General features: G+C 74.2%; 27 protein-coding genes. 19 read left to right on the top strand and 8 right to left on the bottom strand.

Translation table 11 applies throughout. The features are described from left to right. The first annotated feature begins 81 nt into the window (after positions 1 to 81). Positions 82 to 2,619, top strand: coding sequence for an ATP-dependent Clp protease ATP-binding subunit (locus tag ACIA6B_RS16145; RefSeq protein ID WP_396773996.1), 2,538 nt, complete (start codon positions 82 to 84; stop codon positions 2,617 to 2,619). A gap of 91 nt (positions 2,620 to 2,710) precedes the next feature. Here ACIA6B_RS16145 and ACIA6B_RS16140 read toward each other — a convergent pair whose 3' ends face one another. After that, the gene (locus tag ACIA6B_RS16140; RefSeq protein ID WP_396773994.1) at positions 2,711 to 3,610 is read right to left on the bottom strand and encodes an A/G-specific adenine glycosylase; all 900 of its coding nucleotides are present in this window, start codon (positions 3,608 to 3,610) and stop codon (positions 2,711 to 2,713) included. Positions 3,611 to 3,707: 97 nt separating this feature from the next. On the opposite strand from ACIA6B_RS16140, the gene ACIA6B_RS16135 reads away from it, so the two are divergent. From ACIA6B_RS16135 to ACIA6B_RS16125, 3 genes are all read left to right on the top strand, one after another. After that, on the top strand, positions 3,708 to 4,220 hold the full coding sequence (locus tag ACIA6B_RS16135) for a glycine cleavage system protein R (protein ID WP_396773992.1): 513 nt from the start codon (positions 3,708 to 3,710) through the stop codon (positions 4,218 to 4,220). Next, positions 4,217 to 4,780, top strand: coding sequence for a peptide deformylase (locus ACIA6B_RS16130; protein ID WP_396773990.1), 564 nt, complete (start codon positions 4,217 to 4,219; stop codon positions 4,778 to 4,780). The genes ACIA6B_RS16135 and ACIA6B_RS16130 overlap by 4 nt, the downstream gene beginning before the upstream one ends. 105 nt (positions 4,781 to 4,885) lie before the next feature. Next, positions 4,886 to 5,659, top strand: a complete 774-nt coding sequence (locus ACIA6B_RS16125) for a hypothetical protein (protein WP_396773988.1) — start codon at positions 4,886 to 4,888, stop codon at positions 5,657 to 5,659. A 6-nt stretch (positions 5,660 to 5,665) separates the two neighbouring features. Here ACIA6B_RS16125 and disA read toward each other — a convergent pair whose 3' ends face one another. From disA to ACIA6B_RS16105, 4 genes are all read right to left on the bottom strand, one after another. Further along, the gene (gene disA / locus ACIA6B_RS16120) at positions 5,666 to 6,853 is read right to left on the bottom strand and encodes a DNA integrity scanning diadenylate cyclase DisA (RefSeq protein ID WP_396773986.1); all 1,188 of its coding nucleotides are present in this window, start codon (positions 6,851 to 6,853) and stop codon (positions 5,666 to 5,668) included. A 145-nt stretch (positions 6,854 to 6,998) separates the two neighbouring features. Then, positions 6,999 to 8,447: a DNA repair protein RadA gene (radA, locus tag ACIA6B_RS16115; RefSeq protein WP_396773984.1), complete on the bottom strand. Its 1,449-nt coding sequence runs from the start codon at positions 8,445 to 8,447 to the stop codon at positions 6,999 to 7,001. A 106-nt stretch (positions 8,448 to 8,553) separates the two neighbouring features. Continuing rightward, a complete protein-coding gene (locus ACIA6B_RS16110) occupies positions 8,554 to 9,333 on the bottom strand; it encodes a hypothetical protein (RefSeq protein WP_396773982.1) in 780 nt (259 codons plus the stop codon). Positions 9,334 to 9,475: 142 nt separating this feature from the next. After that, the gene (locus ACIA6B_RS16105; RefSeq protein ID WP_396773980.1) at positions 9,476 to 10,315 is read right to left on the bottom strand and encodes a UbiA family prenyltransferase; all 840 of its coding nucleotides are present in this window, start codon (positions 10,313 to 10,315) and stop codon (positions 9,476 to 9,478) included. Positions 10,316 to 10,360: 45 nt separating this feature from the next. On the opposite strand from ACIA6B_RS16105, the gene ACIA6B_RS16100 reads away from it, so the two are divergent. The 4 genes from ACIA6B_RS16100 to ACIA6B_RS16085 all read left to right on the top strand — a co-directional run bounded on the left by ACIA6B_RS16100 (position 10,361) and on the right by ACIA6B_RS16085 (position 14,081). Next, positions 10,361 to 11,116 carry a methyltransferase domain-containing protein gene (locus ACIA6B_RS16100; protein WP_396773979.1) on the top strand — a complete coding sequence of 252 codons (756 nt, stop codon included), beginning with the start codon at positions 10,361 to 10,363 and terminating at the stop codon, positions 11,114 to 11,116. 41 nt (positions 11,117 to 11,157) lie between these two features. Further along, entirely contained in the window at positions 11,158 to 12,324 is a 1,167-nt protein-coding gene (locus tag ACIA6B_RS16095; protein ID WP_107161733.1) for an acyl-CoA dehydrogenase family protein, read from the top strand. A 79-nt stretch (positions 12,325 to 12,403) separates the two neighbouring features. Beyond that, entirely contained in the window at positions 12,404 to 13,459 is a 1,056-nt protein-coding gene (locus ACIA6B_RS16090) for a type III polyketide synthase (RefSeq protein ID WP_396773977.1), read from the top strand. Between the two features lie 31 nt (positions 13,460 to 13,490). Further along, a complete protein-coding gene (locus ACIA6B_RS16085) occupies positions 13,491 to 14,081 on the top strand; it encodes a hypothetical protein (RefSeq protein ID WP_396773975.1) in 591 nt (196 codons plus the stop codon). A gap of 23 nt (positions 14,082 to 14,104) precedes the next feature. Here ACIA6B_RS16085 and ACIA6B_RS16080 read toward each other — a convergent pair whose 3' ends face one another. Further along, on the bottom strand, positions 14,105 to 14,794 hold the full coding sequence (locus tag ACIA6B_RS16080) for a hypothetical protein (protein ID WP_396773973.1): 690 nt from the start codon (positions 14,792 to 14,794) through the stop codon (positions 14,105 to 14,107). A 330-nt stretch (positions 14,795 to 15,124) separates the two neighbouring features. On the opposite strand from ACIA6B_RS16080, the gene ACIA6B_RS16075 reads away from it, so the two are divergent. The 3 genes from ACIA6B_RS16075 (at position 15,125) to ispF (ending at position 16,954) form a co-directional block, all read left to right on the top strand. Beyond that, positions 15,125 to 15,610, top strand: a complete 486-nt coding sequence (locus ACIA6B_RS16075) for a CarD family transcriptional regulator (RefSeq protein WP_091610855.1) — start codon at positions 15,125 to 15,127, stop codon at positions 15,608 to 15,610. A 53-nt stretch (positions 15,611 to 15,663) separates the two neighbouring features. After that, entirely contained in the window at positions 15,664 to 16,359 is a 696-nt protein-coding gene (gene ispD, locus ACIA6B_RS16070; protein ID WP_396774147.1) for a 2-C-methyl-D-erythritol 4-phosphate cytidylyltransferase, read from the top strand. Positions 16,360 to 16,471: 112 nt separating this feature from the next. Continuing rightward, entirely contained in the window at positions 16,472 to 16,954 is a 483-nt protein-coding gene (gene ispF, locus ACIA6B_RS16065) for a 2-C-methyl-D-erythritol 2,4-cyclodiphosphate synthase (RefSeq protein ID WP_396773971.1), read from the top strand. A gap of 36 nt (positions 16,955 to 16,990) precedes the next feature. Here ispF and ACIA6B_RS16060 read toward each other — a convergent pair whose 3' ends face one another. After that, positions 16,991 to 17,512 carry a hypothetical protein gene (locus tag ACIA6B_RS16060; RefSeq protein WP_396773969.1) on the bottom strand — a complete coding sequence of 174 codons (522 nt, stop codon included), beginning with the start codon at positions 17,510 to 17,512 and terminating at the stop codon, positions 16,991 to 16,993. A 187-nt stretch (positions 17,513 to 17,699) separates the two neighbouring features. Here ACIA6B_RS16060 and ACIA6B_RS16055 point away from each other — a divergent pair, with 187 nt between their 5' ends. From ACIA6B_RS16055 to ACIA6B_RS16045, 3 genes are read left to right on the top strand one after another with little or no spacing between them, the layout of a single operon-like run. Beyond that, positions 17,700 to 19,052 carry a BTAD domain-containing putative transcriptional regulator gene (locus tag ACIA6B_RS16055; protein WP_396773967.1) on the top strand — a complete coding sequence of 451 codons (1,353 nt, stop codon included), beginning with the start codon at positions 17,700 to 17,702 and terminating at the stop codon, positions 19,050 to 19,052. A gap of 49 nt (positions 19,053 to 19,101) precedes the next feature. Then, positions 19,102 to 20,100: a tetratricopeptide repeat protein gene (locus ACIA6B_RS16050; protein WP_396773966.1), complete on the top strand. Its 999-nt coding sequence runs from the start codon at positions 19,102 to 19,104 to the stop codon at positions 20,098 to 20,100. Positions 20,101 to 20,109: 9 nt separating this feature from the next. Then, positions 20,110 to 21,150, top strand: coding sequence for an NAD(P)-dependent alcohol dehydrogenase (locus ACIA6B_RS16045; RefSeq protein ID WP_396773964.1), 1,041 nt, complete (start codon positions 20,110 to 20,112; stop codon positions 21,148 to 21,150). Between the two features lie 52 nt (positions 21,151 to 21,202). On the opposite strand, the gene ACIA6B_RS16040 is transcribed toward ACIA6B_RS16045, so the two are convergent. Further along, positions 21,203 to 22,369 carry a homogentisate 1,2-dioxygenase gene (locus ACIA6B_RS16040; RefSeq protein WP_396773962.1) on the bottom strand — a complete coding sequence of 389 codons (1,167 nt, stop codon included), beginning with the start codon at positions 22,367 to 22,369 and terminating at the stop codon, positions 21,203 to 21,205. A gap of 93 nt (positions 22,370 to 22,462) precedes the next feature. Here ACIA6B_RS16040 and ACIA6B_RS16035 point away from each other — a divergent pair, with 93 nt between their 5' ends. The 5 genes from ACIA6B_RS16035 to ACIA6B_RS16015 all read left to right on the top strand — a co-directional run bounded on the left by ACIA6B_RS16035 (position 22,463) and on the right by ACIA6B_RS16015 (position 26,925). Continuing rightward, the gene (locus ACIA6B_RS16035; RefSeq protein WP_396773961.1) at positions 22,463 to 23,329 is read left to right on the top strand and encodes a hypothetical protein; all 867 of its coding nucleotides are present in this window, start codon (positions 22,463 to 22,465) and stop codon (positions 23,327 to 23,329) included. 53 nt (positions 23,330 to 23,382) lie between these two features. After that, a complete protein-coding gene (gene fahA / locus ACIA6B_RS16030; RefSeq protein WP_396774145.1) occupies positions 23,383 to 24,582 on the top strand; it encodes a fumarylacetoacetase in 1,200 nt (399 codons plus the stop codon). A 160-nt stretch (positions 24,583 to 24,742) separates the two neighbouring features. After that, on the top strand, positions 24,743 to 24,952 hold the full coding sequence (locus tag ACIA6B_RS16025) for a DUF397 domain-containing protein (RefSeq protein WP_281934463.1): 210 nt from the start codon (positions 24,743 to 24,745) through the stop codon (positions 24,950 to 24,952). A 112-nt stretch (positions 24,953 to 25,064) separates the two neighbouring features. Beyond that, positions 25,065 to 25,547 (top strand): SRPBCC domain-containing protein, encoded by a 483-nt coding sequence (locus ACIA6B_RS16020; RefSeq protein WP_396773959.1) that lies wholly within the window; start codon positions 25,065 to 25,067, stop codon positions 25,545 to 25,547. A 124-nt stretch (positions 25,548 to 25,671) separates the two neighbouring features. Next, entirely contained in the window at positions 25,672 to 26,925 is a 1,254-nt protein-coding gene (locus ACIA6B_RS16015; protein WP_396773957.1) for a PQQ-binding-like beta-propeller repeat protein, read from the top strand. The last annotated feature ends 12 nt before the right edge of the window (positions 26,926 to 26,937 follow it).

Raw genomic sequence — 26,937 nt, 5'->3', positions numbered from 1 at the left:
GACGCCCGTCCCGGACGTCCGCGCACCGGCCCCGCCGAGATCTGACCATCAAGGCGCACGGCATGTGAGGAGCACGAGGGCATGTTCGAGCGGTTCACCGACCGAGCGCGACGGGTTGTCGTCCTGGCCCAAGAAGAGGCCCGGATGCTCAACCACAACTACATCGGTACGGAGCACATCCTGCTGGGCCTGATCCACGAGGGTGAGGGTGTCGCGGCGAAGGCCCTGGAGAGCCTCGGCATCTCCCTGGAGGGCGTCCGCCAGCAGGTCGAGGAGATCATCGGCCAGGGCCAGCAGGCGCCGAGCGGGCACATCCCGTTCACGCCGCGGGCCAAGAAGGTGCTGGAGCTGTCGCTGCGCGAGGCGCTGCAGCTCGGCCACAACTACATCGGCACCGAGCACATCCTGCTCGGCCTGATCCGCGAGGGCGAGGGCGTGGCCGCCCAGGTGCTGGTCAAGCTCGGCGCCGACCTCAACCGGGTCCGCCAGCAGGTGATCCAGCTGCTCTCCGGCTACCAGGGCAAGGAGCCGGCCGCGGCGGGCGCCGCGCCGGGCGAGGCCGCGCCGTCGACCAGCCTCGTGCTGGACCAGTTCGGCCGCAACCTGACCCAGGCCGCCCGCGAGGGCAAGCTCGACCCGGTCATCGGGCGCGAGAAGGAGATCGAGCGGGTCATGCAGGTGCTGTCCCGCCGCACCAAGAACAACCCGGTGCTGATCGGCGAGCCCGGCGTCGGCAAGACCGCCGTGGTGGAGGGCCTGTCCCAGAAGATCATCAAGGGCGAGGTGCCCGAGACGCTCAAGGACAAGCAGCTCTACACGCTCGACCTCGGTGCCCTGGTGGCCGGCTCGCGTTACCGCGGTGACTTCGAGGAGCGCCTCAAGAAGGTGCTCAAGGAGATCCGCACCCGCGGCGACATCATCCTGTTCATCGACGAGATCCACACCCTGGTCGGCGCCGGCGCCGCCGAGGGCGCGATCGACGCCGCCAGCATCCTCAAGCCGATGCTGGCCCGCGGCGAGCTGCAGACCATCGGCGCCACCACGCTCGACGAGTACCGCAAGCACCTGGAGAAGGACGCCGCGCTCGAGCGCCGTTTCCAGCCGATCCAGGTGGGTGAGCCGTCGCTGGCCCACACCATCGAGATCCTCAAGGGCCTGCGGGACCGCTACGAGGCGCACCACCGGGTGAGCATCACCGACGCCGCGCTCGTGGCCGCCGCGACGCTTGCCGACAGGTACATTTCCGACCGCTTCCTGCCGGACAAGGCGATCGACCTGATCGACGAGGCCGGTGCCCGGATGCGCATCCGCCGGATGACCGCGCCGCCGGACCTGCGTGACTTCGACGAGCGCATCGCCCAGGTGCGCCGCGACAAGGAGTCCGCGATCGACGCGCAGGACTTCGAGCGGGCCGCTCAGCTCCGCGACAAGGAGAAGCAGCTCCTCGGCCAGAAGGCCCAGCGGGAGAAGGAGTGGAAGGCCGGTGACCTGGACGTCGTCAGCGAGGTCGACGACGAGCAGATCGCCGAGGTGCTCGGCAACTGGACCGGCATCCCGGTCTACAAGCTGACCGAGGAGGAGACCTCGCGCCTGCTGCGCATGGAGGACGAGCTGCACAAGCGCGTCATCGGCCAGGAGGACGCGGTCAAGGCGGTCTCGAAGGCGATCCGGCGGACCCGGGCCGGCCTGAAGGACCCGAAGCGCCCGTCCGGCTCGTTCATCTTCGCCGGCCCGTCCGGTGTCGGTAAGACCGAGCTGTCCAAGGCGCTCGCCGAGTTCCTCTTCGGCAGCGAGGACGCCCTCATCCAGCTGGACATGTCCGAGTTCCACGACCGCTACACGGTCTCCCGGCTGGTGGGTGCCCCTCCCGGCTACGTCGGCTACGACGAGGGGGGCCAGCTCACCGAGAAGGTGCGCCGCCGGCCGTTCTCGGTGGTCCTCTTCGACGAGATCGAGAAGGCGCACCCGGATGTGTTCAACACGCTCCTCCAGATCCTGGAGGACGGGCGTCTCACCGACGGTCAGGGCCGGATCGTGGACTTCAAGAACACGGTCATCATCCTGACCACCAACCTCGGCACGCGTGACGTCGCCAAGGCGGTCTCCCTGGGCTTCCAGGCCTCGGAGGACTCCGAGTCGAACTACGACCGGATGAAGCAGAAGGTCAACGACGAGCTCAAGCAGCACTTCCGGCCCGAGTTCCTGAACCGGATCGACGACACCATCGTCTTCCACCAGCTGCGCGAGGTCGAGATCCTCTCGATCGTGGACATCATGATCCAGCGGATCGAGGGCCAGCTGCGCAACAAGGACATGGGTCTGGAGCTGACCGACAACGCCAAGAAGTACCTGGCGAAGAAGGGCTTCGACCCGGTGCTGGGGGCCCGGCCGCTGCGTCGCACGATCCAGCGCGACATCGAGGACAACCTGTCCGAGCGGATCCTCTTCAACGAGCTGACCCCGGGTCAGATCGTGGTGGTGGACTGCGAGGGCGACCCGGAGAACATCGACAAGTCCAAGCTCGTCTTCCGGGGCGCGGACCGGCCGGACGCCGTGCCGGACGCGGTCCCGGCGGATCTCGGCGCCGCCGCCACCGGCGCGGACGACGCCGCCGCGTAAGGCGGGCAACAGTTCCAGGGCGACGGCCCCGGTCGGCGAGAGCCGCCGGGGCCGTCGCCTTTCCGTCCCGGGACGGGTGGGGCGCGGTGGGTCAGGGCAGCGGGACCGGGGGGCCGTCGCCGGCCAGTCGGAAGGACTCCGGGCCGACCGGCTCCACCAGTCCGTCGGTGACCAGCCCGGCCAGCGCCCGGGCCCGCTGTACGTCGTCGTGCCAGACCTGGTCCAGCCGCTGGTGCGGCACCGGCCCGGTGGTCTCCCGGAGCACCGCCAGGAGCAGGCCGCGTACCTGCCGGTCGGTGCCGGCGTAGCGCTGCGGACGGCGGGTCGGCCCGTCCGGGGCGGCCTGCCCGGAGGCCCGCCAGGCGCAGCTCGACTCGACCGGACACACCGCGCAGCGGGGCGACCGGGCGGTGCAGACGACCGCCCCGAGTTCCATGAAGGCGGCGCTGGCCAGAGCCGCCGCCGCCGGCTCCGTCGGCAGCAGCTCCTCGGTGGCGACCAGGTCGGCCGGTCGGGTGGTCGGGCCGGCGTCCGGCTCACCGGCGATCGCCCGGCACACCACCCGCCGGACGTTCGTGTCGACCACCGGGTGCCGCTGCCCGTATGCGAACGCGGCCACCGCCCGGGCCGTGTACGTGCCGACGCCGGGCAGCGCCAGCAACTGCTCCAGTCGGTCGGGCACCACGCCGCCGTGCCGATCCACCACGGCCACCGCGCACTCGCGCAGGCGTACCGCCCGGCGGGGGTAGCCGAGCCGACCCCACATCCGGATCGCCTCGGCCGGGGTGTCCTCGGCCAGCGCGCGCGGTTCCGGCCAGCGGGCCAGCCACGCCTCCCACGCGGGCACCACCCTGACCACAGGCGTCTGCTGGAGCATGACCTCGCTGACCAGGATCGCCCAGGCGCCGATGCCGGGTTTGCGCCAGGGCAGGTCGCGGGCGTTGCGCTCGTACCACCGGCTGACCTGGGTGGCGAAGGTGGGCTCAGTCATGGCGGTGCCGATGATGTCACGGGCGGAGATCCCGCTGGTTGGGCGGGCCGGGTGGGCCGACGCGGGGGGCACTTCGGCGGCGCGGCAGAATGTCCGAATGAACGAGCTCGCGATCACCGTCATCGGCCGGGACCGGCCGGGCATCGTCGCCGACGTCGCGGAGGCCCTCGCCCGGCTCGGCGCGAACCTCACCGACTCGACGATGACCCGGTTGCGCGGCCACTTCGCGATGACGCTGATCTGCGTGGGCCCGGCCGCCGCCGACGTCGAGGCCGCGCTGGCCCCGCTCGCCGCCGACGGGTACCTGCTGGCCACCGTACGCGCGGTCGCCCCGGACAGCGCCAGCGTGCCGGTCGGCGAGCCGTACGTGCTGGCGGTGCACGGCGCGGACCGGATGGGTATCGTCGCGGCGATGACCCGGGTGCTGGCCGACGCCGGCGGCAACGTGACCGACCTGAGCACCCGGCTGACCGGCTCGCTCTACGTGGTGGTCGCCGAGGTGGAGTTGCCGCCGGACAGCTCGGACGAGGTGGCCGGCCGGCTCACCCGGGCGGCGGCCGAGCTGGGTGTCGGCGTCAGCCTCCGTCCGGCGGACTCGGACCTGCTGTGACCGGCGAGGGGTACGCCGGTCTGGGGGGCTGGACACCGGAGAAGCTGGGCGTCCCGGGCGAGGTCCGTCCGGTGGTCGCCGCCCCGGAGCCGGTGCTGAGCCGGCCCGGTCCGGAGGTCGACCCCACCTCGGACGAGGTGGTGCGGCTGGCCGCCGACCTGGTGGCCACCATGCGCGTCTCGCCGGGCTGTGTGGGCCTGGCGGCGCCGCAGATCGGGGTGAACGCCCAGGTGTTCGCGGTGGACGTGACGGGGCATCCGAAGGCGGTCACCGTGCACGGCACGTTCGTGCTGTGCAACGCCCGGGTGGTGGAGGCGAGCCGGTGGAAGACCGGCCGCGAGGGCTGCATGTCGGTGCCCGACCTGACCGGCGACGTGAAGCGGGCCAGTCGTCTGGTGGTGGAGGGGGCGCTGCCGGGCAGCGGGGAGCCGGTACGGCTGGTGACCGACGGTTTCGAGGCGCGTGCGCTCCAGCACGAAATCGACCACTGCGCCGGGTTGCTCTTCCTCGACCGGGTGGCCGGGGCGCACGCCGTCTACCAGCGGCAGGTCTATCTCTGACCGAACCGGTGGCGTTCCACAGTGGATGCCCGGATCGGGGTGACGCGCGGTCACCGGCGCGTCGGACCGGCACACCGGGCGTCGCGCGGCTACGGTAGGCGCATCATGCGTCTGACGGTCGGCCCCCTGCCCCCCACCGTGTACTGGCGGCGTCGCGCCGTCGTGCTCGGCGCGGGCCTGCTCTTCCTGATTGTCCTGCTCTACTCCTGCACCGGCACGGACCGTAACGCCGGCGGGCCGGGCGGGGGTGACCCGTCGCCGGGCGGCTCCGCCGGGGCGGCCCCGGGCCCGTCCGGCTCGGTGCTGACCCCGCAGACGGCCAGTCCGTCGCCGGCGCCCGACGCCTCCGGTGGTGACGCCGGCGCTGACGGTGGCGGCACGAGCAGCGGCGGCGGCGGTACGAACACCGGGGGCGGTACGAACACCGGCGGCGGCTCGGGCCCGGGCGACGGCGGCGCGTCCGGCGAGCCGGTCTCCGCCGACGGCGCCTGCACCGACGCCGAGCTTCAGGTGACGCCGGTCGCGGTGCCGGCCGCCGCCCAGCGGGGCACGGTGGTCACGCTGCGCCTCAAGGTCAAGAACGTCTCGAACCGCACGTGCAGCCGGGACGTCGGCGCCGACCTCCAGGAGCTCTACGTCAAGGCGGGCGCGGAGAAGATTTGGTCGTCGGACACCTGCGGCACCGGCAAGGGCTCGGACGTGCAGTCGTTCACACCGAACTTCGAGCGCGCCTACGAGTTGGGCTGGAACGGGCGGGACACCACCCGCTGCGCCGACGGGCTGGCCGCCGGCCCGTACGCCCCGATCGGCACGTACCAGGTCTTCGCCCGGGTCGGCACGAAGATCAGCGAGCCGGTGAAGCTGACCGTCACCGGCTGAGCCGGGTCAGACGTACCGCTCCAGGATGGACGCCTCGGCGAGCCGGGACAGGCCCTCGCGGACGCCCCGGGCGCGGGCGTCGCCCACCCCGTCGACCGCCTGGAGATCCTCCACTGTCGCACCGAGCAGCCGCTGGAGGCTGCCGAAGTGCACCACCAGCCGGTCGACCACGGCCACGGGCAGCCGGGGCACCTTGGCCAGCAGGCGGAACCCGCGCGGGCTGACCGCCGCGTCGAGCGCGTCCGAGGCGGACGGGTAGCCGATCGCCTTGGCCACCGCCACCAGGTCGATCAGCTCGGTGGCGCTGAGCAGGTCCAGCTCGACGAGCGCCTCGTCGAGCGTGCGTGACTTGCGGCCGACCGGCAGGTAGTCGCGGATGACCAGGGTGCGGTCGGCGTCCACGCCGGCCATCAGCTCGTCGAGCTGGAGCGCCAGCAACCGCCCGTCGGTGCCCAGCTCCACCACGTAGCCGGCGATCTCGTCGGCGATCCGGCGGACCATCTCCAGCCGCTGCACCACGGCGACCGCGTCGCGGACGGTGACCAGGTCCTCGATCTCCAGCGCGGAGAGCGTGCCGGAGACCTCGTCCAGCCGCAGCTTGTAGCGCTCCAGCGTGGCCAGCGCCTGGTTGGCCCGGGACAGGATCGCCGCGGAGTCGTCGAGCACGTGCCGCTGGCCGTTGACGTAGAGGCTGATGATCCGCATCGACTGGCTGACCGAGATGACCGGGTAGCCGGTCTGTCGGGCCACCCGCTCGGCGGTGCGGTGCCGGGTGCCGGACTCCTCGGTGGGGATGGACGGGTCGGGCATCAGGTGCGCGCCGGCCTGGACGATGCGGGTGCCGTCGCTGGAGAGCACCACGGCGCCGTCCATCTTGCACAGCTCGCGGACCCGGGTGGCGGAGAACTCGACGTCCATCGGGAAGCCGCCGGTGCAGATCTGCTCGACCACCTTGTCGTAGCCGAGGACGATCAGCGCGCCGGTGCGACCGCGCAGGATCCGCTCCAGGCCGTCGCGGAGCGCGGTGCCCGGTGCCATCAGGGCGAGATTGGCCCGCAGCGGGTCGGCGCCGGCCCCGCCGACGCTGCCGGCGACGCTCACGCTGATGGCGCGGGTGGGATTGCCGCTCACGGCGCCGGTGCGGGCCTGCGGCGTCGCCGTTGCGGGCTTGGTGGCATCGCGGTCGATCGGCACGGGCACAGTCTACGGACTGCGGTGCGGTGGGTGCTCTCGTAGTGGTTACTGTGATGTGTCGTGATGTCGGACGCGACGGGCCACCCCCGGACGGCGTGACCTGTCCGGAATCGTCCGGCCGCGCCCGGCACGTGACTACCCACGGTCACTCCGCGGATGCGCGGGCGGCGGCCTGGAGTGCCGCGCGCACGTCCGTGACCTCGATCACCCGCATCTGCTCGGGGGTCACGCCGCCGCTGCCCGGGCCGGCCCCGGGCGGCACCAGGGCCAGTCGGAAGCCCAGCCGGGCGGCCTCGGCCAGCCGCCGGGACACCGCGCCGACCCGGCGCACCTCACCGGTGAGCCCGACCTCGCCGATGGCGACCAGGTGCGGGTTGAGCGCGAGGTTGAGCCCGCCGGAGGCCACCGCGAGCGCCACCGCCAGGTCGGCGGCCGGCTCGACCACACGGATGCCGCCGACGGTGGCGGCGAAGACCTCGCGGTCGTGCAGCGTCAGCCGCTCGGTGCGCCGCTGGAGCACCGCCAGGACCATGGCCAGCCGGGCGCCGTCGAGACCGGAGACGGTGCGTCGCGGCGAACCGGCGACCGTGGCCCCGATCAGCGCCTGCACCTCGGTGACCAGCGCCCGCCGGCCCTCCATGGCCACCGTGACGCAGGTGCCCGGCACCGGCTCGGAATAGCGGGTCAGGAACAGGCCGGACGGGTCGGCCAGGCTGCTGATGCCGCCCTCGTGCATCTCGAAGCAGCCCACCTCGTCGGCGGCCCCGAACCGGTTCTTCACGCCGCGCACCATGCGCAGCGAGGAGTGCTTGTCGCCCTCGAAGTGGAGCACCACGTCCACCAGGTGCTCCAGCACCCGGGGGCCGGCCACCTGGCCGTCCTTGGTGACGTGCCCGACCAGGACGGTGGCGATGCCGCGTTCCTTGGCCACCGCGACCACCGCCGCGGTGACCGCGCGCACCTGCGTCACGCCGCCGGGCACGCCCTCGGTGCCGGTGGTGGAGATGGTCTGCACCGAGTCGAGCACCAGCAGGCCCGGCTTGACCGCGTCGAGGTGGCCGAGCACCGCCGCCAGGTCGCTCTCGGCGGCCAGGTAGAGCTGGTCGTGCAGGGTGCCCATCCGCTCGGCCCGCAACCGCACCTGGCTGACCGACTCCTCGCCGCTGACCACCAGCGACGGGCTGCCCGCGCCGGCCGCCCACTGCTGGGCCACGTCGAGCAGCAGCGTCGACTTGCCGACGCCGGGCTCACCGGCCAGCAGCACCACCGCGCCGGGCACCAGCCCGCCGCCGAGCACCCGGTCGAGCTCACTGACGCCGGTGGGCCGGGCCCGGGCCGGCGCGGCGCTGATGGTGGCGATCGGCCGGGCCGGCTCGGCCGGCATCCGGGAGCTGACCACCCGGCCGGAGACCAGCGGGCCGGTGACCGTGGACTCGACCACCGAGCCCCACTCGCCGCACTCGGGGCACCGGCCCATCCACTTGGGCGGCTGGTGGCCGCAGGCGTCGCACTCGTAGGCCGGGCGGGGTTCGCGGGCGGCGGCGCGACCGCGGCCGGCGCCGGCGCGGGACGGGGTCGATCGGGGCGTGGTCACCACCGGACGCTATCCGGCCGGTACGACGAACGCCCACCGCCGAGACGACGACACCGCCGCGTGGCGCTGGCCACCGCGGCGGTGTCGGACGGAACGGGGTACGGCGTCAGCCGTGGCTGCCGCCCTCGGTGCCACCCTCTTCGGCGGAGTGCTCGCGCGGGTTGACGATCTGGGACGGCTGCGCCGGCGGGGTCAGCGGGACACCGATCGGCGCCGGCGTCCTGATCACCTTGCCGCCGCCGAAGTCGAAGGTCAGGTTGACCTGCTGGCCGACGAGGAGCTTCTGGTTCAGGCCGACGAGCTGGAGGAACCGCGGGTTGCCGCTGTTGAGCTGCGCGTAGCCGAGCGCCGGGATCTCGATCCGGGCCGGCTGGCCGGCGGGCGCCGACGCGCTCTCCGACGGCGACGCGCTCTCCGACGCCGACTCGCTGGGCGAGGCGGACGGCGAGGCGGGCACCTCCAGCGACTGGCTGGGGGAGGCGCTCGGGTCGATGGCGGTGGGCGACGCGGACGCCGGCTCGGTCGGCGAGCCGGTCGGGGTGGCCGCGCCGCTGGAGCCGGCCGCCCCGGTCAGCAGGATCTCCCGGGCGCTGTCGGTGGTGACGGTCACCGTCACCGGGGCCTCGCTGTCGTTGTAGATCACCACGTTCAGCGGGGCGGTCGCGCCGGCCTGGTAGCCCTCCGGGCCGGGGAACTGCACGTAGAGCCCGCGCACCTTGTAGAGGTTGTCGGAGGTCTGGACGTTGACGCCCTGGACCGACGGGATCTTGTTGGCGGTCTCGGCGATCTGACCGGCGCCGCACCCGGACAGCAGCAGGCTCGCCGCCGCCGCCGAGCCGGCCAACAGCAGGGCCGGTCGCCGGGAACCCCTGATCGAGCGCGTCACGTCGGTCCTCCTCGTCACGATCCCCGCCCGGTCGACCCCCGGACACGGGGTGGCCATACCCGCGCAGACCGCGCTCCAGGGTAGTTGGAGCTGATCGAGGCCCGCACGCGGACCCGGCAATGCCATCCTCGGCGGCGACGGCTCAGACCACCCGGCCGTTCGCCACCAGCAGCACCACATCGATGAGCGCCACCACCAGCACCGAGCGGAAGGCGGCCACCGGCCGGCCGCCGGTGGCGGTCGCGGTGCGCCCGGCGTACCAACCGAGGGCCGGCACCGCGACGGCGGCGGCCACCGCCGACAGGCCGGTCCACGACGGCGGTCCGGGCGGACCGAACACCAGCGCGACGGTGGCGGCGAGGAGCAGTCCGGCGGCGGCCAGCCGGCTGCCCGCGGGGCCCAGCCGGTGGGGCAGCCCGCGCACCCCGGTGCGGGCGTCGTCGGCCAGGTCGGGCAGCACGTTCGCGAAGTGCGCCCCGGCGCCCAGCAGCGCGGCGGCGGCCACCAGCCAGGCCGGCGGCGCGGGTGAGCCGGGCCGGGCCAGCACCACGAACGCGGGCAGCGCGCCGAACGAGACCGCGTAGGGCAGCACCGACACCGCCGTCGACTTCAGCGGCTTGTTGTAGAGCAGCGCGGAGACCAGCCCCAGCGTGGCGCAGGCCGCGGCGGCCGGGCCGCCGGTCAGCGCCAGCAGCGGGGTGGCGACGGCAGCCACCGCGGTGGCCCGGGCCAGCGTCGGGCGGGCGACCGCGCCGGTGGTCACCGGCTTGTCGGTACGCCCCACCGCGGCGTCCCGGTCGGCGTCGATCAGGTCGTTGCTCCAGCCGACGGCGAGCTGGCTGGCCAGCACCGTCAGCGCCACCGTGGCCACGCCGGCGGCGGAGTGCCCGACACCGGCGGCGAGCAGCGCGGCGACCACGACCACCGCCGCGGCCGGCTCCGGATGGCTCGCTCTGACCAGCCCTAACACCCGCGTCGACATAAGGGAAGTCTGGTCGTTACCGGGTAGTCGTGCCACGCTCGGTCCATGCCCGACGCGTCGCCGGTGTCCAGCCCGCACCGGGCGCTGTCCCGGAACGACCCCCGGCAGTACGACGACCTGGCCGGCGAGTGGTGGCGGCCCGACGGCGCCTTCGCCATGCTGCACTGGCTGGCCCGCGCCCGCGCCGCCCTGGTGCCCCCGGCGTCCACCCGGGACGACCTGCTGGTCGACCTCGGCTGTGGGGCCGGGCTGCTGGCGCCGCACCTGGCCGGCAAGGGCTACCGGCACGTCGGGGTGGACCTGACCCGCTCCGCGCTCGACCAGGCCGCCACGCACGGCGTGACGGTGCTCCAGGGCGACGCCACCGCCGTCCCGCTGGCCGACGGCTGCGCCGCCGTGGTCTCCGCCGGTGAGCTGCTGGAGCACGTGCCGGACTGGCGGCGGGCGGTGGCCGAGGCGTGCCGGTTGCTGCGGCCCGGCGGGCTGCTGGTGCTGGACACGCTCAACGACACGCTGCTGGCCCGGCTGGTCGCGGTGGAGCTGGGCGAGCGGCTACCCACCGTGCCGCGCGGCATCCACGACCACCGGCTGTTCGTGGACGCCCGCGCGCTGGTCGCCGAGTGCGCCCGGCACGGCGTGTCGTTGCGCCTGCGCGGGGTCCGGCCGGAGCTGGGCGGCACGCTGGCCTGGTTGGTGCGCCGGTGGCGGGGCGGTGACCGTCCGGTGCGGACGGAGCCGCGCATCGTGCCGACGCGGTCGACGGCGGTGCTCTACCAGGGCAGCGGGCGCCGGGGCGGATAGCGGAGGTCACCGGGGGTAAGGGACGCCGAGAAGGGGGCGACATGACCGTGTACGCGCTGGAGGCGGCCCGCCGGTTGGCGCCGCGACTGGCCGCCCGGGCGGCCGGGCACGACCGGGACGGCTCGTTCCCGGTGGACGACTTCGCCGACCTTCGCCAGGCCGGCCTGTTCGGCCTGATGGTCCCGCGTGAGCTGGGCGGGCAGGGCGCGACCTTCGCCGAGTACGCCGCCGTCGCCACCGAGCTGGCCCGGGGCAACGGCGCCACCGCGCTGGTGTTCAACATGCACGCCTCGGTCACCGGGGCGTTGGGCGCGGTGACCGAGGAGCTGGCCGAGGCGCTCGGCGTACCGGAGGAGGCGCTGGCCGCCCGCGACCGGCTGTTGCGCGCGGCGGCCGACGGCGCGTGGTACGCGGTGGCGATGAGCGAGCGCGGCGCGGGGGCGCGGCTGTCCCAGCTCAGCACCGTCTACGAACCGGTCGACGGTGGCTGGCACGTCAAGGGCAGCAAGACGTTCTGCTCCGGCGCGGGCCACCCGGACGGCTACCTGGTGGCCGCGCGCAGCGCCACCGACCAGTCGGTGGTCTCCCAGTTCCTGGTGCCGGCCGGGGAGGGCATCACGGTCGAGCCGACCTGGGACTCGCTCGGCATGCGCGCCACCTCCTCGCACGACCTGCACCTGGACGTGACCGTCCCGGCCGACCGGTTGCTCGGCGGCGTGGAGGGGCTGGCGCTGGTGGTGGCCCAGCTCATGCCGCACTGGCTGGTGGCCAGCTACGCCGCCGTCTACGTCGGGGTGGCCCGGGCGGCGATCGACGCCGCCGCCGAGCACCTGAACACCCGCGGCCTGGCCGGGCTGCCGGCGGTCCGGGCCCGGTTGGGCCGGGCGGACGCGGCCACCGCCGCCGCCGAGCTGGTGGTCGCCGAGGCGGCCCGCCGGGTCGACGAGGAACCCGGCTCCGCCGAGACGAACCGCTGGGTGTGGCGGGCCAAGCTGCTGGCCGGCACCACCGCCGCGGAGGTGGCGGCGTCCATGCTGGAGGCGGCCGGCACGTCGGCGACCCGCCGCGGTCACCCGTTGGAGCGCCTCTACCGGGACGCCCGGTGCGGCTCGCTGCACCCGGCCACCTCCGACGTGTGCGCCGACTGGCTCGGCATCGCCGCGCTCGGCGGCGACCCGGACCGGGACAGCACGGTCCCTCGTTGGTGAGCGCGAGGAGTGAGCCGGTTCTGCGAGCCCCGCGGTCGCGAACGAAGGTCGGCCCTGGAGCGGAGAAAGTCGTCGAGAGGTGGGGGACGTGGGCGTACCGGTGATCGCGGGTCTGGGCACGGCGGTGCCGCCGGGCGCCGCGCAGGACGAGCTGTGGACGGGTTTCTTCGAGAAGCACTTCTCGGGCACCACGCGGGTGCTGGCCGAGAAGATCTTCGCCAACTCCGGGGTGACCCGGCGGCAGGCGGCGGTGAATCCGCTGCTGGAGGACGTCTCGGAGTGGCCGACCGAGCGTCGGATGCGTCGCTACCAGGTCGAGGCGTTGCCGCTCGGGAAGGAGGCGGTCAGCCGCGCGCTCACCGCCGCCGGCCTGGACGCCGGCGACGTCGGGCTGTTCGTGGTCTGCTCCTGCACCGGTTACGCGACGCCCGGCCTGGACATCCTGCTGGCCCGTGACCTCGGCATGGCCCCGGACACCCAGCGCATGTTCGTCGGCCACATGGGGTGTTACGCGGCGCTGCCCGGGCTCGGCGCGGTGAGCGACTTCGTCACCGCCCGGGGGCGGCCGGCGCTGCTGCTCTGCGCGGAGCTGACCAGCCTGCACATCCAGCCGCCGGGCGCCCGGGTGGACACCCAGCAGATCGTCTCGCACGCGCTGTTCTCGGACGCCGCGGTCGCCGCCGTGGTCGTCCCCGGCGGCCCGGGGTACGCGTTGCGCGAGGTCACCTCCGTCACCGACACCTCCACCGCCGACCACATGACCTGGGACGTCACCGACACCGGTTTCCGGATGGGGCTGTCGCCGAAGGTGCCGAAGGTGCTGTCCCGGTTCGTCCGTGACCTGGTGGACGACCTGTTGGCCCGGCACGGGTGCGACCGGTCCGGGGTGGACGGCTGGGCGGTGCACCCGGGTGGTCCCCGGATCCTCAACGTGGTGGAGCGCGAGCTGGAGCTACCGCCGACGGCGCTGGCGGCGTCCCGGGAGACGCTCGCCGAGCACGGCAACTGTTCGTCCCCGACGGTGCTGCTGATCCTGGACCGGCTGAGCCGTACGCCGCCGCCGCGCCGGGTGGTGATGCTCGCGTTCGGGCCGGGGCTGACGCTCTACGCGGCGTTGCTGGAGCGCACGGGCTGACGGTTCCCCGTGGCGTCGATACGCTGCCGGCATGGCCTCGGAGGAGCGGATCCGGCGGGCAGTGCTGGCGGGCCTGACCGTGTTGACGTTGGCGGTCGGCGCGTGGTGGTGGCGGTCGGCGGCGCCGTGGCTGGGCACGACGGTCGGCGCCTCCACCGACGACCTCGCCCGGTCCCGGGTGGATCTCGGCGCGGGGGCCGGGTCGACACCCGAGCCGCCGGCACCCCGCTCCCGGATGGTGGTCGAGGTCGATCCCCGCACCGGTGAGGTCCGTGCGCCGGTGGTGGTCGACGTGGAGCCCGACGGGGGGACGCGCCGGGGCAACGTGTCGCACGTGGTGTGGCGGGAGACGTCCCGGCTGGTGCCGGGTGGCCCGCCGGTCGTGCGGCAGGCGAACCCGGCGCCGGGTGACGAGTACCGGCTGTCGGTGGGCTGCGCCGGCGACGGCGCCGTGTCGATGCGGGTGACAGGTGCCGGCGCTGACGGCGTCGAGCGAGTGCTGAGCTGCGGCGGGCAGGTGAACGTCGGGTTCCTGGACGGCACGGGCGCGCCGGTGTGGGTGCGGTTCGCCGCACTGCGGGGCGAGGTCGAGCTGAACGCCCGGCTGGAGGCGCTCTACTGAGCCGCTGAGCCGCTGGGCCGGGTTCAGCCGGCCAACCGGGCCAGGTCGGCCTGGTAGTCCGCCGCCGGCCCCAGCTCCGGCACCATTCTGACAAGCGTGCCCCGCCGGTCCACGAGCAGTGCGGCGGCGGTGCCCGGTCGGGCCGAGAGATGCAGGTAGGAACGCAGGCCGCCGGCCGGGTCGCCGAGCGGGCGTACGCCGGTCGCGGTGGCGGGCCCGGCGCGGCGGCCCTCGGTCACGGTGACCACGGTGACTCCGGCGGGCGCGGTGGCCGCCGCCGTGCCGACCTGTTCGGCGCAGGCACAGGCGTCGACCAGGATGATCATGGCGGGCAGCAGGCTGCGCAGGGGCACCGGCGTGTCGTCGGCGCCGACCAGGTCGAGCGCGGGCAGCGGGCCGATCGCCGCGGGCGTGGCGGGGGTGGACCGGGGCAGCACGGTCGGCGCGCCGGGGGAGCGGTGGGGCCGTGGCCAGGTGACGGTGGCCAGCCCGGCGAGCGTGATCAACACCGAGGCCAGCAGCGCCAGCAGGGGAAGCGTGAACCGGGCCGGACGCCCGGCGGGGCGCGGGGCGCGGCGCAGCTCCCGGCGGATCTGCCGGGCCTCGTCGGCGAGCGCCGAGGCGTCGTCGGGCACGACGATGCGACCCCACTCCGGGGGCAGCCCCGGCAACCCGTCCGCCGGCCCCTGGCCGTCAGCGTCAGGCACGCCCATCGGACCCCCAGGAACGTCTCGGCGAGCGGACGTCACGTCCACCACCAGCGTCCCGCACCGGGGGCCGTACCGCCACACCTGGGCGCGGGTGGAGTTGCGGAGCTACCATGGAAGGAGCGCATTGCCCTAGATCTGATCGCTCCGGTCGTCACCCGTACCGGGTAGTTATTTGTTCGTCACGGAGCGTGGTTAAACCATCGTCTTGGCCTCCTGTCAAGCCGAAGAAATACCTCTCACAGGGCCCCTGAGCTGCGCCAACGATCAGGACAGCGGTGAGACATCGGTGCCTGAGCGTGTTACCCTAGACACAGCGAAAGGGGTTTCGAACCTATGGTTTTCAGTGTCGGCGAGACCGTTGTTTACCCCCACCACGGGGCCGCACTCATCGAGGCAATCGAGACTCGGGTCATCAAGGGCGAGCCCAGGGAGTACCTCGTCCTGAGGGTCGCGCAGGGTGACCTGACGGTCCGGGTGCCCGCCGAGAACGCCGAGATCGTGGGTGTGCGCGAGGTGGTCGGCGAAGAGGGCCTGGGCAAGGTCTTCGACGTGCTCCGTGCTCCGCACACCGAGGAGCCCACCAACTGGTCGCGGCGTTACAAGGCAAATCTGGAGAAGCTGGCCTCCGGCAACCCGCTGAAGGTGGCCGAGGTCGTCCGCGACCTGTGGCGCCGGGAGCGGGAGCGGGGCCTGTCGGCGGGCGAGAAGCGCATGCTCGCCAAGGCCCGTGACATCCTCGTGGGCGAGGTCGCGCTGGCCGAGAAGAGCACGAAGGACGAGGCGGAGTCGCTGCTCGACAAGGTGCTGACCGAAGCCTGATCCGCACCGCTGCCTCTACCCGCAGCACCATGAACGAAACCGAGGACCGCGACGTGACCGCGCAGCTCAATCCGCGCGGTGACGTCGCGGTCCTCGTTCCTGCGGCCGGTGCCGGCGTACGCCTCGGCCCCGGCGCTCCCAAGGCGCTTCGGGCGCTCGGCGGCGAGCCGCTGCTGGTGCACGCCGTCCGCCGGATCGCCGCCGCGCCGTCGGTGCACACGATCGTGGTGGCCGCGCCGGCCGCCGACGTCGAATCGGTGCGCGCGCTGCTGGCCCCGGTGGCGCCGGTGACCGTGGTGCCGGGCGGCGCCGAACGCCAGGCTTCCGTCGCGGCGGCGCTCGCCGCCGTGCCGGCCGGGCCGGAGATCGTCCTGGTCCATGACGCGGCCCGGGCGCTCACCCCGCCCGAGTTGGTCGAGTCGGTGGCCGCGGCGGTCCGGGGCGGGCACGACGCGGTGATCCCGGTGCTGCCGGTGGTCGACACGATCAAGGAGGTCGACGCCGTCGAGCGGGTGCTCGGCACCGTCGACCGGGCCGTCCTGCGCGCGGTGCAGACGCCGCAGGGCTTCCGCCGGCCGGTGCTGACCGCCGCGCACCGGGCGGCAGGTGATTCGCTCACCGACGACGCCGGCCTGGTGGAGAAGCAGGGCGTCGCGGTGTTCTGCGTGCCCGGCTCCGAGCTGGCCCTGAAGATCACCCGCCCGTTCGACCTGACGCTGGCCGAACACCTCCTGGCCACCGGCGCCTGACCCTCCGCCCTCCGCCCTCCGCCCTCCGGAGTTGACCAAGGGGTTTGCGTCGCCGTCCGGACCGACGGTGACCCGAACTCCTTGATCACGGCGTACGCGTACGCTCGGCGTCATGATCGTTCCTCGGGTGGCCGTCGGCACCGACGTGCACGCGTTCGCGGCCGGTCGGCCCTGCTGGGTCGCCGGTCTGCACTGGCCGGGGCAGGACGGGTTGGCCGGCCACTCGGACGCCGACGTGGTGGCGCACGCCGCCTGCAACGCGGTGCTCTCCGCCGCCGGCCTCGGCGACCTGGGCGCCAACTTCGGCGTCGACCAGCCGGAGTGGGCCGGCGCCTCCGGGGTGGCGCTGCTGACCGAGAGCGCGCGCCGGGTGCGGGCGGCCGGCTTCGTGATCGGCAACGTGTCGGTGCAGGTGGTCGGCAACCGGCCCCGGATCGGTTCGCGTCGGGACGAGGCGCAGCGGGTGCTCTCCGAGGCGGTCGGCGCGCCGGTCACCGTGTCCGCGGCGACCACCGACAGCCTGGGCTTCACCGGGCGCGGCGAGGGGCTGGCCGGCATCGCGGTGGCGCTGGTGTACCAGGCGCCGACGGCGTGACCCGGCGACCGGGGAGGCCGGTCGCCGGGCCGGGGCTCAGTCCACGTCGGTGCAGACGTTGTGGGTCGTGCCGTGGAGCATCGTGATGGTCTTGTCGAAGGTGGGCGTGAACGCCACCCGGAACTGGCCGTCGACGATCCACAGCCCCTTCGGCAGCGTGCCGGCGTTCTCCCGGAAGCCGAGCAGCACCGGGCCGGTGACGTACCAGGTCATCGACCCGTCCGTGCCGTGGACGACGAGCGAGGTGCCGCTCGCGTCGGCCGTGGAGGTGGCACCGGTCTCCAGGTTGGTCACCCGGTCGAGCAGGGCGCCGGTGAACAGTTCCCGCTTCGGTGAGCCGTCCGGGTAGGTCTCCAGCGTCAGCTTCCGCACCTCGTCGACGATCGGCTCCACCCGAACCGCGAACGTGCACCGGGCCCCGGCGGGCAACTCGAACGCCTCCTGCGGCGCCGGCACCCAGGCGCCCGGCGAACGGTCGGCGGCGGATGCCGGACCGGGAAGCGTCGCCACGACCGCCGTCACGACCGCCGTCACCGCGGCGCTGATTGTGAATCGCATGGTCACTCCGTCCTGTCGCTGACCCGGGCCGGACCAGGATCGTGCCACCGGATCACCATCGGCTCACCGCTTTCGCCCCGGCAGTCGGGTCGATCGTCCGGCCGTCCCCGCCCGGCGGCCGGGCCGCCCACCACGCGCTCACCGCCGGGTGACAACCGCCGGCCCGGGTCCCCTCGTCCTGTTCGGTATGGAGTTCCGCCTGCTCGGGCCGTTCGAGGCCCGCCACGACGGCCGGGCCGTCGAACTCGGCGTCCGGCGGCAGGAGCGCTGCCTGCTCGGGCTGCTGCTGCTCGACACGGGCCGGGTGGTGTCGACCGACCGGCTCGCCGACCTGCTGTGGAACGGCCGGCCACCGGCCGCGGCCCGGGGCGCGGTGCAGACGTACGTCGGGCGGTTGCGGGCCGCGTTGCACCCGTACGGGGTGCGGATCGGCACCCGGGGCGGGGGCTACGTCGTCGACCGGGTCGGGCATCGGGTCGACGTCGACGAGTTCGGCGACCTGGTCCGGGTGGCCGGCGTCACCGCCGAGCCGGACGCGCGGGTGCGGCTGCTCGACCGGGGGCTGGCCCTCTGGCGGGGGCCGCTGCTCGCCGACGTGGCGGACGGCGAGCTGCGCGACCGGCTGCACGGAACCGTCGAGGAGCTTCGCCTGGTCGCGGTGGAGCTGCGTGCCGAGGCGCAGCTCGCGTTGGGCCGGCACGGATCGGCGATCGCGGATCTCCTGCCGCTGGCGGCCCGGCACCCCACCCGGGAACAGCTCGTGGCCGTCCTGATGACCGCGCTGTACCGGGGGGCCCGGCGGGCCGACGCGCTGCGGCTCTACCGCACCACCCGGGAGCGGCTCGCGGCGGACGTCGGCGTCGAGCCGGGGCCCCGGCTGGGGGAGGTGTACCGCCGGGTGCTCGCCGGTGACGACCGGCTGGAGCGGTCCGGGCGGCCGGTGTACGAGGTCCGGGTCCGCGACGAGAGCCTGCCGTGGAGCGTCGGCGGCCATCCCGCGCTCGACTTCTGCAACACGTACGCGGGGTGGGGCCGGGACTCTCCCCTGCCCGGTGCGGAGTGGCTGCGCGGCTACCGGACGCTCGCCGTCTGGGCGGGCCACGTCGGGCTGACCGACGAGGTGTCGGTGAACCGCCTGCTGCACCTCGCCCGACGTGACCCCGGCACCGCGGAGGCGGTGCTCGCCGAGGCCCGTACGCTGCGGACCGCGCTCTACGCCAGCCTGGTCGATCCGGCCGACCGTCGGGCCTTCGACACGGTCGCCCGCGCCGCCGGGGCGGCTGCCCGGACGGCGGTGTTCCGGCGGGCGGCGGACGGGCGCGGTCGCTGGTGGATCGACCTCGCCGCCGGGCTGCGGCTGCCCGTGCACGCCGCCGCGTTCAGCGCCGCGCAACTGCTCGCCGATCCGGGCCGGCTCACGGTTCGGGCCTGCCCGGACGAACGCTGCGGGTGGTTGTTCCTGGACGAGAGCGGCCTGCGCAGGTGGTGCAGCCTCGGGACCTGCGGGGGCGGGGCGGGCGCGTCCTGCCGCGGCACCTGACCGCGCGCTGACGGGCGGTTGACGAGCCGGGGCGGTTACGCTCGCCGGGATGCCGAGTGACGCCGCCCCCGACCAGTCCGCCGCCGATGGCTACCTGCAACGTGCCCACCTCCTCGCCGAGCTGGGCCGCTACGACGAGGGGATCGGCGAGCTGACCGCGCTGATCGCGGCGGAGCCCGCGCACCTCGCCGCGCTGACCATGCTGGCCCGGATGCAGCTCGCCGCCGGTCGTCCCGACGAGGCGCTGACGGTGGCCGAGGCGGCGGTCGCCGCCGCGCCGGGGAACGCGCCGGCGCTTGTCGCACGCGGGTTCGCGCTGCTCGACCTGGAGCGTTGGAAGGCCGCCGCGGGCACCGCTGACGAACTCCTGGCGCTGGGCCCGGCCGACGCGTACGCGCAGCGCAGCGCCGCCGCCATCCTGTCCGCCTCGCGCAACGGGCAGCCGGCGCTGGACGCCGCCTGGCGGGGCGTCGAGCTGACGCCGGACGAGCCGGAGGCGCACCTGGTGCTCGGCCTGGTCGCGGTGCGGCTGGAGCTGTTCGACCTGGCCGAGCGGGCCTACCGGGAGGCGTTGCGGCTGGACCCGGAGCTGGCCGACGCGGGGCGGGACCCGGGCGTGGCCCGGCTGGACCGGCGGCGTTACGCGGAGACACTGGAGCACCTGACCGAGGTGGCCGACATCTCCCCGCCCGGTCCCGATCCGGTGCGTGCCGTCGACGCGGGCGTACGCCGGCTCGTGCTGTCCGCCGCCGGTTGGTCGCTGGCCGCGACCGTGCTGGTCGCCGCGCTGGGACCGACCGCGCCGGTCGCGTCCCGCCTGCTCGCGGTGCTGGCGGCGGTCGGGGTGGGGCTGCTGGCCTGGCGGCCGGTGAGCCGGCTGCCCGGCGCGCGGGACGCGATGTCCCGGGGTCTGGCGCCGGCCGTCTACGCGGGGGCCGCCGCGCCGGTGCTGCTGGTGGTCTACGCGCTGGTCGGCGGCCCGTGGCCGCTGGTGGGCGCCGTCACGGCCTCGGTGGTCGCCGGATTCGCCCTGCTCAACCGGGGGTAGGAAAGTGGAATGCTGACTGTCAACGCCTACGCGGCGACGTCCGCGACCGACCCGCTCACGCCGACCACCATCGAGCGGCGGGACCTCGGCCCGGACGACGTCCTCATCGACATCAAGTTCGCCGGTATCTGCCACTCCGACATCCACACCGCGCGCAGTGAGTGGGGGCCGACCCGCTACCCGATCGTGGTCGGCCACGAGATCGCCGGCGTGGTGCGGGAGGTCGGCTCCGCGGTGACGAAGTTCGCCGTCGGCGACCGGGTCGGCGTCGGCTGCCTGGTCGACTCCTGCCGGGAGTGCGACAGCTGCCGCAGGGGCCTGGAGCAGTACTGCCTGAAGGGCAGCACCGGCACGTACGCCGGCGTGGGCCGGGACGGCAAGCCGACCCAGGGCGGCTACTCGCAGGCCATCGTGGTCACCGAGGACTTCGTGCTGCGCATTCCGGACGGCATCGAGCTGGATGCCGCCGCGCCGCTGCTCTGTGCCGGTATCACCACGTACTCGCCGCTGCGGCACTGGAACGCCGGGCCGGGCCGGAAGGTGGCCGTGATCGGCATGGGCGGTCTCGGTCACATGGCCGTGAAGCTGGCCCACGCGATGGGCGCCGAGGTGACGGTGCTGTCCCAGTCGTTGAAGAAGCGGGAGGACGGGCTGCGGCTCGGCGCCGACCACTACTTCGCGACCTCCGACGAGGACACGTTCACGGAACTGGCCGGCTCGTTCGACCTGATCATCAACACGGTGAGCGCGACCATCGACATGAACGCGTACCTGCGGCTGCTCGCGGTGGACGGGACGCTTGTCAACGTGGGCGCCCCGGAGGAGCCGCTGTCGGTGCACGCGTTCTCGCTGATCCCGGGCCGGCGGTTGTTCGCCGGGTCGAGCATCGGCGGCATCGCGGAGACCCAGGAGATGCTCGACTTCTGCGCCGAGCACGGGCTGGGCGCCGAGATCGAGGTGATTCCGGCCGAGAAGATCAACGAGGCGTACGAGCGGGTGCTCGCGTCCGACGTGCGCTACCGCTTCGTCATCGACGCGTCCACGTTCTGACGCTCCGACCGGTGCCGAGGGGCCGCCTGCGGGCGGCCCCTCGTCGCGTACGTCAGGGCTTGCGCGCCCAGGTCCAGGCGTAGCCGTCGTCCTCGCACGCGGTGCCCGCGTCGCAGAGGTCAAGCGGGCGGAACGTGTCCACCATGACCGCCAGCTCGTCGAAGAAGTCCGCCCCGATCGACCGCTCGGCGGCACCCGGCTGCGGGCCGTGGGTGAAGCCGGACGGGTGCAGCGAGATCGAGCCCTGCTCGATGCCGGAGCCGCGCCGGGCCTCGTAGTTGCCGCCGGTGTAGAACAGCATCTCGTCGGAGTCGACGTTGTGGTGGTTGTAGGGCACCGGGATGGCGGCCGGGTGGTAGTCGACCTTGCGCGGCACGAACGAGCAGATCACGAAGTTCGGGCCCTGGAACGTCTGGTGCACCGGCGGCGGCTGGTGGATCCGCCCGGTGATCGGCTCGAAGTCGTGGATGGAGAACGCCCACGGGTACAGGTGCCCGTCCCAGCCGACCACGTCGAACGGGTGGTTCGCGTAGACGTACCTCGTCCAACCGCGCCGGTGCTTGACCAGCACCTCCACCTCCTCGCCGTCGACCAGCAGCGGGGTGTCCGGTCCCCGGACGTCGCGCTCGCAGTAGGGCGAGTGCTCCAGGAACTGCCCGCGTACGGAGAGGTAGCGCTTGGGCGGGCCGATGTGGCCGGACGCCTCGACGGCCAGCAGCCGGGTCGGCTCGTCACCGGTCGGCACCAGGCGGTGGATGGTCGAGGTGGGAATGACGACGTAGTCGCCGGCCACCGCGTCGAGCACGCCGAACGGCGACTCCACCCGCATCGAGCCGGACTCCAGGTAGAGGCAGTGGTCGCCGGTGGCGTCCCGGAACAGCGGGGACGGCCGGTCGGCCAGCACGTACGCGATCCGGACGTCGTCGTTGGCGAGCAGGTAACGCCGGCCGAGCACCGGGTCCGCGCCGCTGCCGTCCAGCTTGTGGGTGCGCAGGTGACGCGGCTTGAGCGGCAGGTTCGGCACCCGGGTGACGGTGGGCGGGGCGAACTCCTCGGCGGCGAGGATCGCGGTCGGCGCGTGCCGGTGGTAGAGCAGCGACGAGTCGGAGGAGAAGCCCTCCTGACCGACCAGCTCCTCGGCGTAGAGCGTGCCGTCGGGCTGCCGGAACTGGGTGTGGCGCTTGCGGGGCACCTCGCCCACGCTGCGGTAGTACGGCATCTCGCCTCCGTTATGTCCCGTTGGCCGGCCGGTGGCGTCCGATAATCGGACGCGGTTGTCCGTTCCTCGTAGCGTCCCGTACATTCTTCTCTCGTGTCAACGCAGGTGCCCCGCCTCCTCGCCGGCCTGGTCGACGACGCCGCGGTCTTCCCGCCCGGCAACGCCGCGCTGCCCGACGCGGTGACCGCGCACCGCCGGCACCGCGACGCCTGGTACGCCGGCCTGGTCGGCCCGCTGCTGCTGCCCGCCTCGGAGATCGAGGACGGCGCGCTGCACGGCCGGGTGGACCCGGCCGAGGGCTTCGTCATCGGGCTGATCGGCGACACCGGCCTCGACCGGCTGCCCGCCGCGCTCGCCGCCCTGACGCCGGAGGGCGTCACCGCCCGGCAGGTCGAGGCGTCGGTCGCCAAGCGGGGCGAGGATCCGCAGCCCGGCCTCGCCGAGCTGGTCGCACTCGCCGGGCGGCTCGACGACACCGCCGTCTACGCGGAGATCCCGCTGACCTTCGGGCTGATGGGGGCGCTGGACGCGCTCGCCGAGGCGCGGGCCGGCGGACTGTCGGTGGCGGCCAAGTTCCGCACCGGCGGGTTGGCCGCCGAACTGTTCCCCACCCCGGTCGAGCTGGCCGCCGTCATCTGCGCCTGCCGGGACCGCGACCTGCCGTTCAAGCTCACCGCCGGGCTGCACCACGCGATCCGGCACCGCGACCCGGAGACCGGCTTCACCCACCACGGTTTCGTCAACGTGCTGGCCGCCACGCTGGCCGCGGTCGACGGCGCCGACGTGGACGGCGTGGCCGAGCTGCTGGCCGTCACCGACGTGGTGCGCGTGGTCGAGGCGGCCCGGGGTCGGCGCGAGGCGCAACGCCCGCTCTGGGTCGGGTACGGGTCGTGCAGCATCTCCGAACCACTTACCGATCTGATCCGGCTGGGGCTGGTGAACGGAGGCTACGAGGCATGAGCGAACGCACCGAGCGGAGCGAGGGCCGTGAGGGCATGCCCGGCCAGCACGGCATGACGTGGGTTGAGGGGGCGGCGGGTTCCCCGTACGGGGTGACGAACCTGCCGTACGGCGTGTTCCGGCACGGCGACCGCGAGCCGCGCGTCGGTGTCCGCATCGGTGACCTCGTGCTGGACCTGGCCGGCGCGGAGGCCGCCGGTCTGGTGCTGGCCGGCGGCGCGCTGGGCCGGCAGACGTTGAACGCGTTCCTGGCGCTCGGCCGGCCGCAGTGGACCGCCGTCCGGGAGCGCGTCACCGAGCTGCTCACCGATCCGGCGCACCGGCCGGCGGTGGAGCCGCTGCTGGCGCCGGTGGGTGAGATCGAGCTGCTGCTGCCGTTCGAGGTCGCGGACTACGTCGATTTCTACTCCTCGGAGCACCACGCCTCGAACGTCGGCCAGATCTTCCGGCCCGGTCAGCCGCCGCTGCTGCCGAACTGGAAGCACGTGCCGATCGGCTACCACGGCCGGGCCGGCACGGTGGTCGTCTCCGGCACGCCCGTGGTCCGCCCCACCGGGCAGCGCGCCAGCGCCCAGGGCCCCACCACCGGCGCCTCCGTCCGCCTCGACATCGAGGCCGAGGTCGGCTTCGTGGTCGGCGTGCCGAGTCGGCTCGGCGATCCGGTGCCGGTGGCCGACTTCGCCGACCACGTCTTCGGCGTGGTGCTTGTCAACGACTGGTCGGCCCGGGACATCCAGGCTTGGGAGTACCAACCCCTCGGCCCGTTCCTGGGCAAGTCGTTCGCCACCTCGGTCGCCGGCTGGGTCACCCCGTTGGACGCGCTCGCCGACGCGTTCGTGCCCGCGCCCGACCAGGACCCGCCGGTGCAGGAGTACCTCCGCGACACCCCGCACCTCGGGCTGGACCTGACGCTGTCGGTGGAGTGGAACGGCGAGCGGGTGGCCGAGCCGCCGTTCGCCACCATGTACTGGACGCCGGCCCAGCAGCTCGCGCACCTCACCGTCAACGGAGCGTCGCTGCGCACCGGCGACCTCTACGCCTCCGGCACCGTGTCCGGGCCGGAACGCGGCCAGGTCGGCTCGTTCCTGGAACTCACCTGGGGCGGGTCCGAGCCGGTGAAGTTCGCCGACGGCAGCCAGCGGACGTTCCTGGAGGACGGCGACACGGTGACGATCACCGCCACCGCGCCCGGACCGGACGGCACCACGATCGCGCTCGGCGAGGTCACCGGGACGGTCGTCCCGGCCCGCTGAGATCCGGCTTTCCGAGCCCACGGCCCTGGTCGCACCCATTGTGCGACCGGGGCCGTTTCCTCGCGCGTTGATCGACGCGGATCGGGTGCGCCCGGGCGGTGCCGGCCCTGGGCGGTGCCGGTCCGGGCGCATCCAGGAGGAAACACAGGAAGGACCGAGCATGACCGAGCTGATCGGTGCCGTGTGGCGCACCAGTAGCCGTTCCAACGATCAGGGCCTCTGCGTCGAGGTGGCCACGAACGTGGTGGCCGCGCACGGCGTGGTGGGCGTACGCGACTCCAAGGACCCGACCGGTCCGGCGCTCGCGGTGAGCCCGCCGGGGTGGAGCGCGTTCGTCACGGCGTTGCGACGCGACGCCTTCCGCGACTGATCGACTCCGGCGACCCCGGTGTCCCGCCGTGGGGGCACCGGCGGCGGAAATGTCACGGCGGGGCTCCCCCACACCGGTGACGGGCCGTACCGTGGACGACACGGGAGGTGCCATGTCGACGGTGACCGTTTCCGCCTTCATCGAGGCGCAGGACGCCGACCTCTGGCGCCTGCTCACCGACCTCCCGGCGCGCGCCGACTGGCTCTCCGCGGTCGGCGCGGTCGAGGTGCTCACCGCCGGTGCGTTCGGGCCGGGCACCACCTGGCGGGAGACCCGCCTCCGGCCGGACGGCGGGGCCGAGCCGGAGGAGTTCGAGGTGGTCGAGGCCGTCGCCCCGCGCCGCCTGGTGCTCGGCTCACCCGGGTCCGGCGTCGACTACCGGATCACCTTCACGTTGCGCACCGTCGAGCGGCGGCGGCGCGGCTGCACCGAGGTCACCGTCGAGCAGGAGGCGGTGCCGAACCGGCCGTACGGTCGGGTGCTGGCGCTCATCCTCGGCGGCCTGGCCGCCCGGGCGGTGGACAGCGCGCTCCGGCGTGACCTGGCCGACCTGGCGCTGGCCGCCGGTCCCACCCACTCCACCGAGGCGGCCTGAGCCCACCGTGCCGCGTTGGTGGTCGCCCCGGCGACCACGGCTCGGGCTGACCGTGCCGCCGTGAGCCGGGCGACCGGATCGCGGCCCGACCCCGGCCGGTAGGGTGCCGGGGCGGAGGTGGCGGATGGCGAAGGCCGGCAGGCGGCGGGCCGTGGTGGCGCTGGTGGCGGTGCTGGCCGTCGCGGCGTCGGTCGCCGTGGTCGCCCGGGTGCTGGCTCCGGCCGAGGTCGAGACCGTGGCCCGGGACCCGTACCCGGAGGCGCCCGCACCGACCGTCGGGGTGATCGGGCGGCTGCCGGTGGCGCCGCTGGTCGTGGACGGCCGGCTCCGCGTCTACGCCGGCACCCGCCAGGTGTACGCGGACCAGCCGGTCACCGGCCGGCACCGGGTCACCCCGTTCTGGTCCTACCGCCGGTGGCCGGCGACGCTGGTCGGGGTGCTCGCCGAGGGCACCACGGTGGTCAGCCGCTGGTCCGACGGGAAGCTGGTGGCGCTGGACGCGCGTACCGGGCGGGTGGCCTGGCGGGCCGACGGCCCGGTGCCGGGGTCGGTGCCGAAGCCCCGCCGCACGTTCGCGGCCACGGTCTGGGATCCGGCCGGCCTGCACGTCGCCCGCACCGCCGACGGCCTCGACGTGCTGCTCGCCGCCGGTCCGGGCGCAGTCGGCGGATACGCGCTGGCCGACGGCCGCCGGCTCTGGCGTGCCGACGTCGGCCGGGGTTGCCGGACCGACGTGGGCAGCACCGCGAGCGGTGACCTGGTCGGGGTGGACAACTGCGCGGGACCGGTCGCGGTCGAGCTGCGGGACGCGGGGACCGGCACGGTACGGACCCGCTGGCGGCCACCGGACGCACCGGGCCAACTCGTGGTCACGCCGGTCGGCTGCCGCGACGGGCACTCCGGCTGTCGTGGCCTGCGTACCGCCGGGCCGGGCGGCGAGCAGAGTCGGGGCTGGCTGGTGACCGATCCCGGCGAGCCGGTTGCCGCGCCGGGCCTGGACGCCTCCGGCTCAGTGCTGGACGGCGAGCGGGTGGTGGACACGTCCGGCGGCATGGTGGTCGGGCGGTCCCCCCGCACCGGCGAGGAGCTGTGGCGCCGGGCCGACGTCCACCCGGCCCGGGTGCTCGCCCAGGAGCCGGGCCGGGTGCACCTGCTGACCGACCGGCGGGAACTTGTCACGCTGGACCCGCTCACCGGCGCGTCCCGGTCGGAGTTCGTGCTGGACGTCGGGCGGGCCGGGATCGGGTGGCGACCGGGCCGGGCGTACGCGGTGGACGGCTACGTGGCGGTGGAACGGGTGCGGGAGCACGCCACCGAGATCGACGACGACCAGGGCTGGTTCCTGATGGCCGAGCCGGTGCTGCTCGCTGCTACCTGAACCGGCCGGTGA

Origin of the sequence: Micromonospora sp. NPDC051141 (assembly GCF_044455765.1) — a bacterium.
In the GTDB taxonomy this organism is placed as follows: Bacteria; Actinomycetota; Actinomycetes; order Mycobacteriales; family Micromonosporaceae; genus Micromonospora.
This window is presented reverse-complemented; position numbering and strand designations above follow the sequence as displayed.